Raw genomic sequence first — 14593 nt, 5'->3', positions numbered from 1 at the left:
AGGGGAGCCTTCTATAAGGGTACATTTCATCGGTCATAATAACATTCAGGATATATCTACTTCCGTCATTAACTCTGCCTAAAAAAGTAGACAAGCTCCGTTTTCAAAGAGCTTGTCTACAGTCTCAACAACTGACAGCATGGTCAGTTGCTTAAATTATTCTTCGTCATTCTTTTTTTGAATTGCTCTTAATTCTTGTACACGGGATTGATCTTCTTCAAAGAACTGGACAAGGTCTCCAATCCTGTCGATTGCATCCCGGCTTAAATGATGTTCGATACCTTCTACATCATTATAGATATTTTCCTCTTTTACGCCGATCACCTTGAGCAATTGCTCAAGTAATTCATGCGGTCTACCAGCCTTTTGCCAGTTTTGTATCCTTTTGGAGTCAGTACAAGCCCACGATATTTCTCGTAAACCACGAACTGGTCTTTATCAAGCTTCTGAACCATTTTAGTTACTGAGGAGGGATGCACTGATAATGCCTCTGCGATATCCACTACTCGGGCATATCCTTTTTGTTCTATTAAAATAAATATTTGTTCTATATAATCTTCCATACTAGGTGTTGGCATCCCATGACCTCCAATGCTTAAACAATAGCCATATTAAAGTTTACTACAGAAGGACAGGGGTGACAAGGCGCTATCCACCTTGATTGACTGGCTGTCCAGCTATATCAAACTTCAGCTTATTTTCTTCTCCATCCCAATATAGCTTCGCGTTGAAGGTTTTTTCCTTGCTCTGGAAGCCTTCTATCACATCCGTGCTTCCATCAGTCAGCAGCTTCTTGATATTCTTTTGCGTTACTGTCTTTCCAAGGATTTGTTTGGAGAGAGTGAAATTGCATTTTGTTTTCTGGTAGTTTGAACAGCCATAGAACGTTCCTTTGTCTATCACCATGCCATCGCACTTTTTACATTTACCAAGGTTTGTACTCCGTCTTGAACGCCCGCCCTTTTTCCCTGGCACGAAGGCGTTCGTAATTTCTTCGGAAAAAGTCCAGCCTGAAGAGCTTCGGAGGTTTCAGACACAAGATGTTTAATCATTTTTGAAGTTTGCTCGATGAACTGCTTGGGCGAAGCTTCTCCCTGCCCTATTTGGTGCAGCCTCTGCTCCCATTTGGCTGTCATTTCCGGTGATGCAAGGACTTGTCCACCAACAGCTGTGACGAGTATTTTTGCTTTGGCTGTCGCATATACGAGGTTTTTGCGGACTTCAATATATGCTCTGTCCTTGAGCATCGTAATGATGCCTGCTCTTGTCGCTTCAGTTCCAAGACCTTCAGCTTTCATCAGAACCTTTTCAAGTTCCTTGTCTTCAATATGCTTCCCTGCTGTTTTCATTAAGGTGATCAACTGACCTTCAGTCAGTCTTTTGGGCGGCTGGGTCTTGCTTTCTTTTACTTCGGACTTCAAGACTGTTCCGGTTTCACCCTGCTGGACAGCAGGAAGTTCAGATTCCTTGTCTGAGTCATTTTGTGGGAGCACCTTTTTCCAGCCTTCATCCAGCTGGACTTTACCCTTTGATATAAACTCCGCTCTTCCCTCCACGACTGTCTTGATCGTTGTATATTCCGCGATGTATGGTCCGTAATGGGCAGCAATCAATGTCCTTGCCAGCAAGTCGTATAATTTCAACTCATCTCCAGACAGCCTGCTTAGGTTTGGAACTTGCTCAGTCGGGATGATTGCGTAGTGATCTGTGACTTTTTTTTTCATTCACATAGCGTTTATTGTTTTTAATCGATGAATTGGGTAATGGAAAAGTGGCTGATAATCAGGATTAGAATGAAGTTTATTCAAAATGGCAGAAAAGCCTTCTGCTTCCCCCGGGGTTACATACCTGGAATCAGAACGCGGGTAGGATACAATTCCCCGTTGATATAATCCTTGTAAAATGTCCAGCGTCTTTTTGGGCGACATTTTAAAACGTCGATTTGCTTCTGCCTGCATTGCAGACAAATTATAAAATAACGGCGGCAGGAATTCTTTTTTCTCAGAAATAACTTCTGCGGCTTCTGCAGGTTTCCCATCGCAAAAAGCAGCAATTTTCTCGGCCATTTCCTTCGTTTTGATCCGCGAATCATCTTTTTCCCATTTGCCGCTGTACTTTTTGCCATTAATATTAAATTTTGCGAGCACTTCCCAAAATGGTTCCGATACGAAATTTTCGATTTCCAGCTCTCTTTTCACAATCAAAGCCAGAGTAGGAGTCTGTACCCTTCCGACAGAAAACACATCTGAATAGCCTTTCTTCTGAAGCAGAAGCGTGTACAGCCTGGATGCATTCATGCCGACAACCCAGTCAGCACAAGCGCGGGTATATGCTTCAAAGTACAAATTTTTTGTATCCGAATCATTCAAAAGGTTTTGAAAGCCCTCTTTAATCGCTTTAGGCGTCAGCGAGGATATCCACAGTCTCTTCATCGGCTTCATACAGTTGGCAAGGCGGAGGATGTTCCTGATGATCAGTTCACCTTCACGCCCGGCATCGCTGCATGGATTATTTCAGAGACCTGCGGATCGGTAGCAAGCTTTTTTATGATTTGGAATTGCTTTGCTTTGGATTTGACGACTTCATACTTGAAATCTTCCGGTATGATCGGCAATGTATCCAGCGACCATTTTTTCCAGCTCGGATTGTATTGCTCGGGTGCTGACAATTCTGTTAAATGGCCGATTGCCCATGAAACGTAAGCACCTTTAGGGAATATTTCATTGGGAAAGATTTCGATGAATCCATCCCTTTTTTTCATTTTAAATACGGAGGCCAGCGTTCTGCCCTGGTCAGGCTTTTCCGCAACAATCAATTTCATAAGTTCCCCCTGAAAAACTTTTATATGAGCGTACTTTTTAAACCTCGCATTCTATTTTATCTTTTTTTCGACAATAGCGTAAAGGACTTTTATTGCCGCTTCTTAAACCAATCAATATTAAGCCCCCGTAAAAAATCAAACAGGCAGCTGAATTGACCAGCTGCCTTAAAAATATTATTCCTCAAATGGCTCAACTATGTTGTTGTCATTGATGTACCAACGATTCCTGTTAACGACTGCCGAAACGGTTAAAATCAGCGAAGGAACCTTTTCGATCCGCACCACGATTGCCCCCGCCAGCTGCTGAAAAATCACGAATGACTCCCCATGGCTAAATGCTGCCCACTGGGGACCCATGGTGGCAATGGAACGGATGATTTCTTCCTTTTCTGCTTTCTCAAGAGAAAGATGTTGAGAAAAAATGATTATCCAATCCTCATCACCTATCGAAAAGCGGTACATGCCCCTCACCCTTTTAATTCATCATCATTGACTATTAAAAGATATGAACGGCGTCTGCAGATTATACCCCTACGATTGAATCATTTATGACTCTCGAAATCCTCAGTCCGCGATTCAGCCGCAAATCAACAAGTGTATCCCCTGTTTTAATTAATGCCCTTAACGGCTCGAATGGGTCAACCATCAAGATTGTCCCTTCTTCACCATCGCTAAGGAGAACACGCCTTCCCACAAGGCTGTCCATGATTCTATACAGGAAGACGAGCATGATTTTGGGATCAAACTTTCCGAAAACATCGTTTTGCATCTGGGATATGACAATATGGAAAGGCTCTGCCTGGTGATAGACCCTTGAAGAAGACATGGCATGGTATACGTCACCTATTGCGACAATTTTTGCAAGCTCGTCTATCTTTTCGCTGCGCAGGCTAAATGGATAGCCTCCGCCGTCCTCACGCTCATGGTGTTGAAGTGCAATCAGGGCGACTCTTTCATTTAGTTCCGGGATATCCTTTAACATCCGGTATCCGTATACTGTGTGACGTTTCATTTCGATGTATTCTTCCTGTGTCAGCCTGCCTGGCTTGTTCAGGATGTTGGCTGGGATACGAGCCTTCCCGATATCATGGAGTGTCGCTCCCAGAGTAAGATCATTCAATTCAGATTGATCCAAGTTAAGCCATTTTCCAATCAAGGTAGAGATGATTCCAACACAGACCGTATGCCTGTAGGTATACTCATCTTGCGCCTTCAGCTCATAAAACAAGTGATAGATATGGGGAATTTCCGCCGCATGCCTGATTACAGGCAGGATCTCATTCTTGATTTCACTAATAGGAACAACTCCTGTCTTTGCAACAATATCGAATATCTCTTCCATTTGCCTGGAAGCATCATCGATTTTCTTTGAAATATCAACAAGCTTTTCATTTACTGCTATCTGAGGTGTGTGGTCCTGAATGGCATTGCCATTCCTGATTGTATCCAATAATGCATCAATTTGATGGTCAGTTAAGGACGTAAACGCGGATGGAGTGGTCTTCTTCATTAGTACCCTCCTCTGAGCTTTAATAGACTTGCAGATTTTTATTTTTCTTCTCTATTTACGTTAAAAGAAAAAGTAAATAGAACATTTATAAGAAAATAATAACAAATTTTTCCGAAAATAGGAACAATAGAAGAATGAATTTCAATTTATTTAAAATTAACTAAATTTTAAGATTATTGAGATTGTAATACGCTTACATTCTTGACTGAGTGAATCATAATATTGTATATTTAAGACATCATTTAAAAGAATATATTTGCCATATCAAACACTGCAGGTGTATCGATTAGATGATAATATTCAACTTTGGCACAAATTTTGTGTCGCGAAAGACATGGGAGGAAAGTTTAACATGCAAAACGGTAAAGTGAAATGGTTCAACAATGAAAAAGGTTTCGGTTTCATCGAAGTAGAAGGCGGAGACGATGTATTCGTTCACTTCTCAGCAATTCAGGGCGACGGCTATAAGTCGCTAGAAGAAGGTCAAGAAGTTTCTTTTGAAATCGTCGAAGGAAACCGTGGACCACAAGCTGCTAACGTAGTAAAACTATAATTTAAAAAAGTTGAAGGCTGGCGCCTGACGCCAGCCTTTTTTAAATTTTTCTGCTTTTCTCGTAAAATTATCAATTTGATTTTGCTTTTTGGACATTTCGGCTTCACTCATCCTCCGAATTGTTCATTAAATAGCATTAACCACTAAAGTTTTTGTCCGCACTTTTTTATTTTTTCGCCAACGGTGCATTCATTGATGCAGAACCGGTGGGCAGCTCTTTTTCCATGTTCTTGCCGATGATGCTTTTTCAGGAAGCATTCATTGCAATATGTATTTAGCAATGTCTCTACCTCGGCAAGGATTTTAATACGCGTCAATCTATTCCCGCCTTTCCCTCCTGGTTATAATATTTGCATCTTACTGTTGATCATTTTACCCTGCAATGCCTGTGTGGCCAGTTTATCCGCTTCTTTATTTTCTTTTCTTCCTACTGGATTGTACTTAGGATACAAGCCAAGTTCCTTGATCTTATTCTCAATTCTGTCGAGCCAGCGGTTAAGTTTTTCTTCATAGCAAGGCCACTCCCCTTCGAGCTGCTTCAATACAACCTGGGAATCTCCTTTGATGTCACACGTCATGTTCCGGACACCCATTTCTTCAAGGATGGTAAGGGCAAAATAAAGAGCAGCATATTCTGCTTCATTATTCGTTTCAAGTTCATCGAAAACTTCATTGGCACGCAATCTGTACTTCTTTTTTCCCTGTTTGAAGTAGATTATGGTTCCAAGTCCTGCTTTATGATTATAGTTATCAAAACCACCGTCAAAATAAACGGTAAGATCGTGAGGTTCTTCTTCTACTTCTTCAAGTAGCTTGCGCATTTCCTTTAATGTCCACGAAGTTCCGATTTCATCTATGAAAGAGATTTCTCCAGCTCTACCCGATTTTTCTAGTTCTTCACCAGCCTGGAGTGCATGCTCGCCATCAAGAGAATCAGAGCTGAATAGGATGGGATCTATTCCTTTAGTTTTGTATTCCCACTCCAATTTATATTTCATGACTTCTCCCCCGCTTTCTGATCTGTTTTTCATTCCGCCAAATGGGTTATTTTTAGTTATCTTACCCATTTTACGAGCACGTTACAATGGAAAAGGGACGATGAAAATGAAATGGTCCTTGTATATTTTAATAAATTTTCACTGCTATTATGATACACTAACTATTATCTGTACAAACCAACTGGGAGTGATCATTGTTGTTTGAAGTGTATATTGATGGTGCAAGTGCTGGCAACCCTGGTCCAAGCGGTGCTGGCATTTTTATTAAAGGTGAAGGGGAAGTTTTTAGATATTCCATTCCTCTTGGTGTCATGTCCAATCATGAAGCTGAATATCATGCATTTATAAAAGCATTGGAAATCTGCGTGGATAAAGGTTTTAAAGTTGTCTCCTTCAGAACCGATTCACAGCTTATCAATGCTGCGGTTGAGAAAGAGTTTGTCAAAAATAAACTTTATGCCCCCCTTTTGGAAAAAGCATTAATGCTTGCCGGTCAATTCGACCTCTTCTTCATGAAATGGATTCCATCGAGTGAAAATAAAACTGCTGACGATCTGGCCCGAAAAGCGGTAAGGGACAACAACATGAAAGGAACCGAAAATTAACATGAAAGCATCAACCTTCGCGGATTTAAGCTTACTATTCGTAGCCCTCATCTGGGGCGCAACTTTTGTTCTTGTGCAAAATGCAATTTCTTTTCTTGAGCCACAAGCCTTCAACGCTGTTCGCTTCACCCTGGCAGCAATCCTATTAGGGCTTTGGCTTATGTTTTTTGAAAAAGATCAGCTGAAAAAGATCGATCGAAAATTAATTTTATCTGGAATATTGCTGGGCTTTTTTCTGTTCATTGGCTATGCATTCCAAACATTAGGCCTGTTGTATACAACCTCATCCAAGGCCGGCTTTATAACTGGTTTAAGTGTAGTCCTGGTACCATTGCTGATGATTGGGATCTTAAAACAGCGGCCAAGCATCAACTCTATAGCGGGTGTCTCTGCAGCAACTGCAGGTCTTTATCTTTTAACAATGTCAGATGTTTCAAGCCTTAACATCGGAGACGGCTTTGTCCTCATATGTGCAGCCGGTTTTGCTTTGCACATTGTTTTCACTGGCAAGTTCAGCAGCAGTTATCCAACACTTCTTTTGACGACAGTTCAAATCTCAACTGTTGCTGCCCTATCTGCAGTATCTTCTGTCATATTCGAGGATTGGAAAAGGGCATTCAACCCTGAGGTCATTTTTTCTGCGAATGTCATGATTGCCCTGTTGGTTACATCTATACTTGCCACTGCACTCGCCTTTTTCATCCAGACCAATTTTCAGAAACATACAACGGCTACTCGAGTTGCTTTGATTTTTGCAATGGAACCAGTTTTTGCGGCTATCACTGCCTACTTCTGGGCCGATGAACGTCTACCGTACGGTGCTCTGGTAGGCTGTGCGCTCATTTTTACCGGGATGGTTTTCGCGGAATTGCCATCTGGCAAATTCGAAAGCTTTATTCGTAAGGTCTTCCCAAAAAAAGAGGCTGATTTCAAAGCATAACGCTTTGAAACCAGCCTTTTTTTATACGGCTAAAAGCTCGATTTTTTTTACGTACTGTAATGCTGCTTTGCGGGAATAGATTTTATTAGAAGCAAAGGTTTCCAGCAACGAAATATAAAAGCTTCCATCAAAACCTTTTTGAGCTTTTAAGGTTATCTCAATAGCTGTATTGGTAAGTTCATCGGTAGAATTTGTATATTGCTGGCCAAAGTAAATAAAGCCGATGGCGTCCTCACGCAACTGGAACCCTTTGCTCTTCAAATGAAGCAGGTAATCTTCAACTGTCCGCACTGACTGAATCAATCCTCTCTTCAATCACTCTCCAGTAAAATTTTACCGCAAAATTCGTGCATTTTCTACCGTTTTTTCGTTAAAAGATATCCAGCAAAGCCAATCCCCATGCCAAAAAGGCTCCGCCAAGCACTTCTTTTGGATGATGTCCTAGCATTTCCTTTAATGGATCTGGAGACTTTTCTTCAAACTCTACTGGGTCATCCTCATGGATCTTATCAATTAATTCATCAAGATCATTAACTTTTAAAGTCAGTTCTCCTGTCTGTCTCCTTATCCCCTGTGCATCATACATGACAATTATGCCATACACGAGTGACAATGCGAAGTCAATCGAGCGTACACCTTTTGTAAGAGCAACATATGTTGTTAAGGATGACACACCAGCTGAATGGGAGCTGGGCATTCCGCCGCTGGCCAAAAATAAATCTGGTTTCCACTCCTGTGTCTTTGCGTAATGAAACGGTATTTTCAAGGCCTGAGCAAGGCCAATACTTGAAATAGCAATAACTGCGCCTTTATTCATTATCCGTCACCTCCATGTTATTTTGAAGAAAAATGATTGCTTTTATTCTTGCCCGTTCATAATAAGGATTAAGCTGTAATAAGCAGACAACCTATAAAGGTTATTTCACTTTTAAGATCATTTTTAAACAAATTTTTTGAAGGGATGGATGATTATGAGCAAAAAGGGAAACAGAGGAACAAAGGCACCCGGGGTAAATCCGCAAGGCTACGGACAGGATGCTGAATTTGCTGAAGAACCAAAGTCAAAGCTGGAAAATGCCGCTAAAAAGAAGAATACAAAGTAAGCAAAAAACGGCTGGTACAGTACCAGCCGTTTCCCTTAAGCGTATATTGAGTCATTTTCAAACAGACGGTGTAGCCCCTGAGTTCAACTTCATTGAACTTGGCGAGGAGCTTATCACGGTCAATTTTGAATAAGGCGTCGTCGATCTTGCATTCAACAGGTACATCACATTTGATTTCAGCTAGCTGTCTGCTTAAATGAAGCATTTCAAGGTCTGCCTCAATTTTTGCTCGCTGCGATTTTGTCAGTTGATGCAGATTCGCGATGACACCTTCTACATCCCCATGCTCCTGAAGCAGCTTAATCGCCGTCTTTTCACCGATCCCGCGGACACCAGGATAGTTATCACTAGGGTCTCCCATAAATGCTTTCAAATCAATCATCTGTTCAGGCCAGATCCCCTTTTCAGCATACAAGGTATTGCGGTCGTGTACCAGGTAATTGCCATAGCCCTTCTGCAGCAGGATGACAGAAACCCGGTCGTCAATCAGTTGGAGAATATCTTTATCCCCTGTAAGAATCGTAACCGAGTCTACTTCCTTAACCGTCCTGGCAATCGTCCCGATACAGTCATCAGCTTCATAGCCCCGCAGGCCAATGTTTGGTACATCTAAAGCTTCCACTACCTCTTTGACAAGGTCAAACTGTGGCAGAAGCTCAACAGGTGCCTCAGGTCTATTCGCTTTATAATTGTCGAACATTTCTGTACGGAAGGTTTTACTGCCCATATCCCAGCATACAGCAGTGTGGGTAGGCTTGAAATTTGCAACTGCAGTCGCAAAGTGTTTTATGAAACCGTGGATCGCATTTGTCGGGACCCCTTTGGAATTTATCATGAACTGTCCGGAAACAGCTGTTGCATAGAATGCTCTGAACAACAAAGCCATCCCATCAACTAGCATTAGAGAAGTTTTATTATTTTCCAAGTTGGTACCTCCATCGTTAATATGAGCCATGGCTCTATTTTAAAAGCATAATGCCTTACTTTAAAAGTCAACTTTGATATTATAACATAACTCCCGGAGTTTCCTTTTATATTCCGAAAATAACCATTCTTCAATCATTGGACTAGCTGAGTCGAAAAAAGACTTTCTCCAATGAATCATTCACCTTTGGATACGGGATTTTCATGATAAGAAACCCAATCGCTGTAGCTTCCGGCATAAAGCCTGACATTCTTGAATCCTGCTTCTTTTAGAGCGATAAAATTCGGCGTAGCTGTCACTCCAGATCCGCAGTAAACAATGATAGGCTGATTAGGATCGAGTTCTGCAAATCTCTTTTCCTGTTCAGCACCAGGCTTAAAAGAACCATTTTCATAGCCTTCCATCCAAGGCTTATTGATCGCTGTTGGAATATGGCCTGGAACACGATCGATTGGCTCCTCGATCCCCATGTACCTTTTACTTTCCCGTGAATCAATAAGGACCGCACTTCCCGTCCCTTTTAGTGCGATATCTTTCACCTCTTCATAGGAAGCCAGCATATCATGATTTTCAGCAACGGTGTATTTTGCAGTCTCATAATGCGGTACGGAATGATCAGTCGGATAGCCAGACTTCTCCCATGCATCGAAGCCTCCGTTCAGGATATAGACTTGTTCATGCCCAACGTATTTAAGAAGCCACCATAACCTTGAGGCGAATGCTCCTTCCTTTCCGTCGTATACAATAACTCTTGTTTTATTATCAATCCCGGCATCCTGCAGCCTTTCTTTGAACTGAGTTATATCCGGGAGCGGATGTCTGCCTCCATGTTCCCTGACTGTACCAGACAGGTGTTTTTCGAGATCGAAATATACCGCACCAGGAATATGACTGCGTATATATAGAAGCCTGCCCTCGTCAGGACTCCCAAGCTTGAAACGGCAATCGACAACTCTTGTATTCCCGTCTCCAAGATGGTCATTAAGCCATTCAGAATCTACATGATTTTGCAAGGAAAACACTCCTCAGATAGTTTTTTTGGACATCAGTTTTTTTACGTGTTCTTTAGGATCCCAGCAGGAAAATTTATAATCGCTCTTCGTTTCATAGCCAATCCTGCCACAATGGTAGTTCATTTTGCCGTTCACCTTTTCTGCTTGAAAATTAACACAAGTAGCTCATGCATGAAATCTATTACTGGTCATCCTTGCACTCAACCTTTATTGAAAGTTTTTAATATTTTCCAGTGCCCTTTTAACAGTATCGATAGAGAAATTATCTTCAAGTGCAGACGTAATCCCTTCAAAATACTCGGTGATCTGCTCTGAAAAATCCTCCTGGACTTTTACAAACTCACGGACCAATTCTGGCTGATAATGATCTTTCAGCCTGGCATTCTCTTCTTCAAGATACTCACCTGCGGGTCCATGTAAAAGCTTTTCAAGTTCATCCGCCATTAATTTCTTTTCATTCTTCTCAAAGAAGGATTTAGGATTCTTAAATAAACCAAGGGTTTTTCTAAACTTGGTACGGTCAATGTTATGATATGCTGTTTCAAATTCCATGCCGATAAGTGGACCATTATCTGTTGCAGAAATCGAAACCGAAGAGTTGATTTTCAATAGTTCACTTAGCAGTGCCTCCTGGAACTCTTTCAAGATCCGGATGATAAACGCTTCGGTCCTTAAAGACGTTGCTCTCATCTCCTGAGCCAGGTCATATCCAATGCTTTCAATCAACTCATCTAGCGCAGTTTCAAGGGCCTTCTTCATATTGCGTCCATCATCCTTCAATAGCGCAGGATTGAATGCCTCCCTGAAGAAGTCACCGAAACGGATGAAGACACGCTGACGAATGTAATAAGTCAATTCATCGGCCGCGAGGTTCAAGCGTTCCTCAAGTACTGCTGATTTCTTTTGTGATAAAATACTCAGCATTTCTTCCTTTTCAGATAAAAGTTTTCGTCGTTTATCAGCCCTTGCTGCCTTGTCTTCTTCTGCTGAGCTGATCATTTCCTCGATCGTACCTACAGCCTGGCGCCATTTTGCCTCAGCGGCCTCGACAGCCATATTCATCAGGTCATTGGCGATGAATGTGTAAAACGCCTTTTCAAATTGATTAAATAGCTGGTCTCCGCCAGACTCATTTTCCAGCTTTGCATTAAGGCCCTTTAAACTGGAAACAGGGAATAGATGCGGCTTCCTGATGCCGTAATGAACAAGCTGGCTTTCAACATACTCTAAAACTGCTTCCTGTTCTTCCTCGGAATTCGCTAAATCGACGGCATTGACAATGAAGAACATTTTATCAAGCTCGAAGGTGTCCTTGACCCTGCCAAGCTGAATCAGGAACTCCCTATCTGCTTTTGAAAACGCATGGTTATAGTAGGTTACGAATAATATAGCATCCGAATTCTTGATATAATCGAAGGCTACCCCAGTATGGCGGGCATTTATTGAATCAGCACCTGGTGTATCAACAAGGGTTATCCCATCTCTCGTAAGCTCACAATCATAATAAACTTCAATCCACTCAACAAAACAGGATTTCTCCTCTTCTGCAACATAGCCTCGGAATGATTCAAGATCCACAGACAGCTTTTCTCCGAAGCTGTTTTTAAAATCGCTAAACCCCTTGGCAAAAGCCTGCAGGAATGAGTAATGCGTTTTTTCTGCCACACTGTACCTGCTATCCTCAAATTGAAGAGTATTGATTTGATCGATCGCTCGCTCGAAATCAGATGTGTGCTTGCCGAATAATCCTAGAGATCGTTCCAGTTCTTTCAGCAATTCGTCAGCACTTTTGATTTTGACTATTACCGTCCCATGAGGATGCTCAGTTGTGACCGGTTTAATTTTATTAATGGCAGCAGTTGTCGGATTTGGTGATACCGGCAAAATCCGTTCCCCTACCAGAGCGTTCGCGAATGAGGATTTACCTGCACTGAATGCTCCAAACAAGGCTACAGTGAATTCTCTTTCTTTTAACCGTGCAGCTTTATCCCTCAATTCACGGGCGATTTTCTTCAAGCCGGGTATACCTTCAATCTGTTCAGATGTAAAATACATTTTCCCGACCAGCTGCTGTTGTTTTTCGTGAAATCGTTCTATACCATTCCCGTTTTGCTCGACAGGAGCTTCTACTGATGGAACGGCCTTTTCTCTAGTGGTGCTTGCGGAAGTAAAGTCATTCTTTAAAATCACTTCCGGCTCGTCTTCGGCAGCTTTAAAAATAAGGAAGTCTTCCTCTTTATATTCTGCCGGTTCGCCATAGAGAATTTCTGATACATGTCTTCGTTGCTGGGCAAGGTTTTCCTGAATCGAACTCAATGCTTTCCACGATGATAAAAGCTCCCCGAGGTTTTTTTCTTTTTTGAGAAGTTCATCTAGCTCTTCATCATCCTGGCCTTTCACATAGTCGATGAACAGTTCCTTAATTGGCTCTAGCTTTCTTCTTGCAAGATTTTTCAATGCCTCAGCGACATCATTTGTATAATTAAGGACATAGTCCCCTGATAGTCTCGCACCAGGTTTAATGGCTTCTGGGAGCAGTTCTTTTTGGAACTCAATCTTGAAACCATTTGCTGCTGCCTGCAGCTCGGTCTGGGAAAGATTATGCTTCTTGAAAAGCTTTGATAAAAAGTCCTTGATATGCCAATCGAGCTGGGATTGTACTTTATCCTCCAGATCTCGATAGAAATTGTCCAACCTAGCTGAGCGTTCCTGTTCGGTTTTTTGTTTTGAGAATAACAAGCCCACTTTAAAGTCTGGCTGCCTTGACTGCAGATAAGCCTCTGCCAACTCCCTGGTCTGGAAAGGCATTAAATAGGCGTTCTTTAAGATATCATTGAGTCCAGCACGAAACTCCTGTTCAGGGTCTCGCTCAATCTGATTTTTTTCAATATGCTTTCTTATGTTATCAAGTTCAACTGAAAGATGTTGACGCTCACTGTCAGAGATTCCTTCCAGGATTGTCTCAAATTCCTCTATTTCTTCAGAAACATCCTGATGAAGACTCGCCAAATGATCCTCCGACAGCTTTTCCAATGACTTAAAAATTGAAACTGGCAGTATTTCTTTTCTATTGCCCTTTCGATCCATGATAAATGAACGAAGCTCTTGAAACTGATTATGTGGTGATTCAGGGTATTTCAACGATGTATAAAAAATCCCTGCATGCTTTACTCCCCAGCCAGCAAAAGAATCTTCAACACTTTCCTTAAATTGATTAAAGGACAATTCTGCATCCTGATGTTTATCGACCTGGTTGATAATCAAGTAAAGTTCTTTTCCGGCGTCCGTTAATTCCTTTGTAAAAAGGAAATTCAGTTCAGATTGAACATGGTTATAATCCATCATATAAAAGACGATGTCTGACAGATGGAGCGCAGATTCAGTCGCGATGCGGTGGGCATCATCTGTAGAATCAATTCCCGGTGTATCCATGATGACTTCCTGTTCAAGGAACTCAGCACCATTATGGCTGATTTCAATAGCCTGGATTTGTTCGCCATCCTTGCAGTACGTCTTGACGGTATCATAATCATACGGAGCTGGATACAAGCGTGAACCGCCGTCCTTGAAGATGACCTTTGCATATTCTGAACCTGATTTAATCCGCACCAAATTCGCACTGGTTGGAATCGGGCTTGACGGCAGGATGTTGTCGCCTATCAGCTTGTTGATCATACTCGACTTACCCGCTGAAAAATGGCCGCAAAAAGCGATTGAAAATTCTTCTTCAACTGCTTTCCTACCCAATTCCTTAACTTTTCCAGCTGTATCTTCATCGTGATTTGTATTCATTAAGTTATATAGTGATAAAATCTTTCCAAGAAGCTTTTGATCTTGCTGTGCAATAGTCTGGCCCATTCCTCTAACCCCTTGTGACAAAATTGTGAATAACTTTATTTTATATGATTTTTCGGTCTTTTCCTATAATTTCATTTTCGTCCCTTAGAAAAAGTAAAGCATAACTACCTTAATCGGTCCAGAAAGGCACAGAAGATGGACAAAAAGAAAAAGCCCGGACATCGTAAGTCCGAGCTTTAATTCTAAATGAGAATATCATTTATTAATGGGGTTTTAGTACATTGCTCAATACATATTTCATAAGTAAGGAATAAGCAGCTACGGTCG

15 protein-coding genes and 2 pseudogenes are annotated in these 14593 nt (G+C 41.6%); 4 read left to right on the top strand and 13 right to left on the bottom strand.

The features are described 5' to 3' along the window. Positions 1-156 precede the first annotated feature (156 nt). The 6 genes and pseudogenes from mntR to JCM21738_RS00870 all read right to left on the bottom strand — a co-directional run bounded on the left by mntR (position 157) and on the right by JCM21738_RS00870 (position 4331). Positions 157-578, bottom strand: a pseudogene (mntR, locus tag JCM21738_RS00885) (transcriptional regulator MntR). A gap of 70 nt (positions 579-648) precedes the next feature. After that, the gene (locus JCM21738_RS24970) at positions 649-906 is read right to left on the bottom strand and encodes a topoisomerase C-terminal repeat-containing protein (protein ID WP_243462825.1); all 258 of its coding nucleotides are present in this window, start codon (positions 904-906) and stop codon (positions 649-651) included. Then, positions 900-2297: pseudogene (locus JCM21738_RS24965) on the bottom strand (DNA topoisomerase). The gene JCM21738_RS24970 and the pseudogene JCM21738_RS24965 overlap by 7 nt, the downstream one beginning before the upstream one ends. Positions 2298-2473: 176 nt before the next feature. Next, positions 2474-2821, bottom strand: coding sequence for a toprim domain-containing protein (locus JCM21738_RS24960; protein ID WP_243462824.1), 348 nt, complete (start codon positions 2819-2821; stop codon positions 2474-2476). 174 nt (positions 2822-2995) lie between these two features. Then, positions 2996-3283, bottom strand: coding sequence for a hypothetical protein (locus JCM21738_RS00875; RefSeq protein WP_023627630.1), 288 nt, complete (start codon positions 3281-3283; stop codon positions 2996-2998). A 61-nt stretch (positions 3284-3344) separates the two neighbouring features. Further along, positions 3345-4331 (bottom strand): HD-GYP domain-containing protein, encoded by a 987-nt coding sequence (locus JCM21738_RS00870; RefSeq protein ID WP_023627629.1) that lies wholly within the window; start codon positions 4329-4331, stop codon positions 3345-3347. A 352-nt stretch (positions 4332-4683) separates the two neighbouring features. Here JCM21738_RS00870 and cspD point away from each other — a divergent pair, with 352 nt between their 5' ends. Beyond that, positions 4684-4884 (top strand): cold-shock protein CspD, encoded by a 201-nt coding sequence (gene cspD / locus JCM21738_RS00865; protein WP_023627628.1) that lies wholly within the window; start codon positions 4684-4686, stop codon positions 4882-4884. Positions 4885-5027: 143 nt separating this feature from the next. On the opposite strand, the gene JCM21738_RS22910 is transcribed toward cspD, so the two are convergent. After that, positions 5028-5201, bottom strand: coding sequence for a zinc-finger domain-containing protein (locus JCM21738_RS22910; protein WP_023627626.1), 174 nt, complete (start codon positions 5199-5201; stop codon positions 5028-5030). A 24-nt stretch (positions 5202-5225) separates the two neighbouring features. Next, positions 5226-5882, bottom strand: a complete 657-nt coding sequence (locus JCM21738_RS00860) for a reverse transcriptase-like protein (RefSeq protein ID WP_031308465.1) — start codon at positions 5880-5882, stop codon at positions 5226-5228. Positions 5883-6079: 197 nt separating this feature from the next. Between JCM21738_RS00860 and JCM21738_RS00855 the strand changes: the two genes are divergently transcribed. Both JCM21738_RS00855 and JCM21738_RS00850 read left to right on the top strand, forming a co-directional pair. Further along, positions 6080-6487, top strand: a complete 408-nt coding sequence (locus JCM21738_RS00855) for a reverse transcriptase-like protein (RefSeq protein ID WP_023627624.1) — start codon at positions 6080-6082, stop codon at positions 6485-6487. Between the two features lies 1 nt (position 6488). After that, a complete protein-coding gene (locus tag JCM21738_RS00850) occupies positions 6489-7427 on the top strand; it encodes a DMT family transporter (protein WP_023627623.1) in 939 nt (312 codons plus the stop codon). Between the two features lie 21 nt (positions 7428-7448). Here JCM21738_RS00850 and JCM21738_RS00845 read toward each other — a convergent pair whose 3' ends face one another. Both JCM21738_RS00845 and JCM21738_RS00840 read right to left on the bottom strand, forming a co-directional pair. After that, positions 7449-7730, bottom strand: a complete 282-nt coding sequence (locus tag JCM21738_RS00845) for a DUF6123 family protein (RefSeq protein ID WP_031308462.1) — start codon at positions 7728-7730, stop codon at positions 7449-7451. A gap of 67 nt (positions 7731-7797) precedes the next feature. Continuing rightward, entirely contained in the window at positions 7798-8244 is a 447-nt protein-coding gene (locus tag JCM21738_RS00840; RefSeq protein WP_081742001.1) for a divergent PAP2 family protein, read from the bottom strand. Between the two features lie 154 nt (positions 8245-8398). Between JCM21738_RS00840 and sspL the strand changes: the two genes are divergently transcribed. Further along, positions 8399-8530: a small, acid-soluble spore protein L gene (sspL, locus tag JCM21738_RS00835; protein WP_023627620.1), complete on the top strand. Its 132-nt coding sequence runs from the start codon at positions 8399-8401 to the stop codon at positions 8528-8530. Here sspL and JCM21738_RS00830 read toward each other — a convergent pair. The 3 genes from JCM21738_RS00830 to JCM21738_RS00815 all read right to left on the bottom strand — a co-directional run bounded on the left by JCM21738_RS00830 (position 8508) and on the right by JCM21738_RS00815 (position 14326). After that, positions 8508-9455 (bottom strand): 5'-3' exonuclease, encoded by a 948-nt coding sequence (locus tag JCM21738_RS00830; RefSeq protein WP_439645981.1) that lies wholly within the window; start codon positions 9453-9455, stop codon positions 8508-8510. The genes sspL and JCM21738_RS00830 overlap by 23 nt on opposite strands. Positions 9456-9631: 176 nt before the next feature. Next, positions 9632-10468, bottom strand: coding sequence for a sulfurtransferase (locus JCM21738_RS00825; RefSeq protein ID WP_023627618.1), 837 nt, complete (start codon positions 10466-10468; stop codon positions 9632-9634). Between the two features lie 207 nt (positions 10469-10675). After that, positions 10676-14326, bottom strand: a complete 3651-nt coding sequence (locus JCM21738_RS00815; protein ID WP_023627616.1) for a dynamin family protein — start codon at positions 14324-14326, stop codon at positions 10676-10678. Positions 14327-14593: the final 267 nt, after the last annotated feature.

Origin of the sequence: Mesobacillus boroniphilus JCM 21738 (genome assembly GCF_000517385.1) — a bacterium.
GTDB classification, from domain to species: Bacteria; Bacillota; Bacilli; order Bacillales; family Cytobacillaceae; genus Mesobacillus; species Mesobacillus boroniphilus.
Note: the sequence above shows the minus strand (reverse complement) of the source record. Positions and strands in the feature narration are given on the sequence as shown.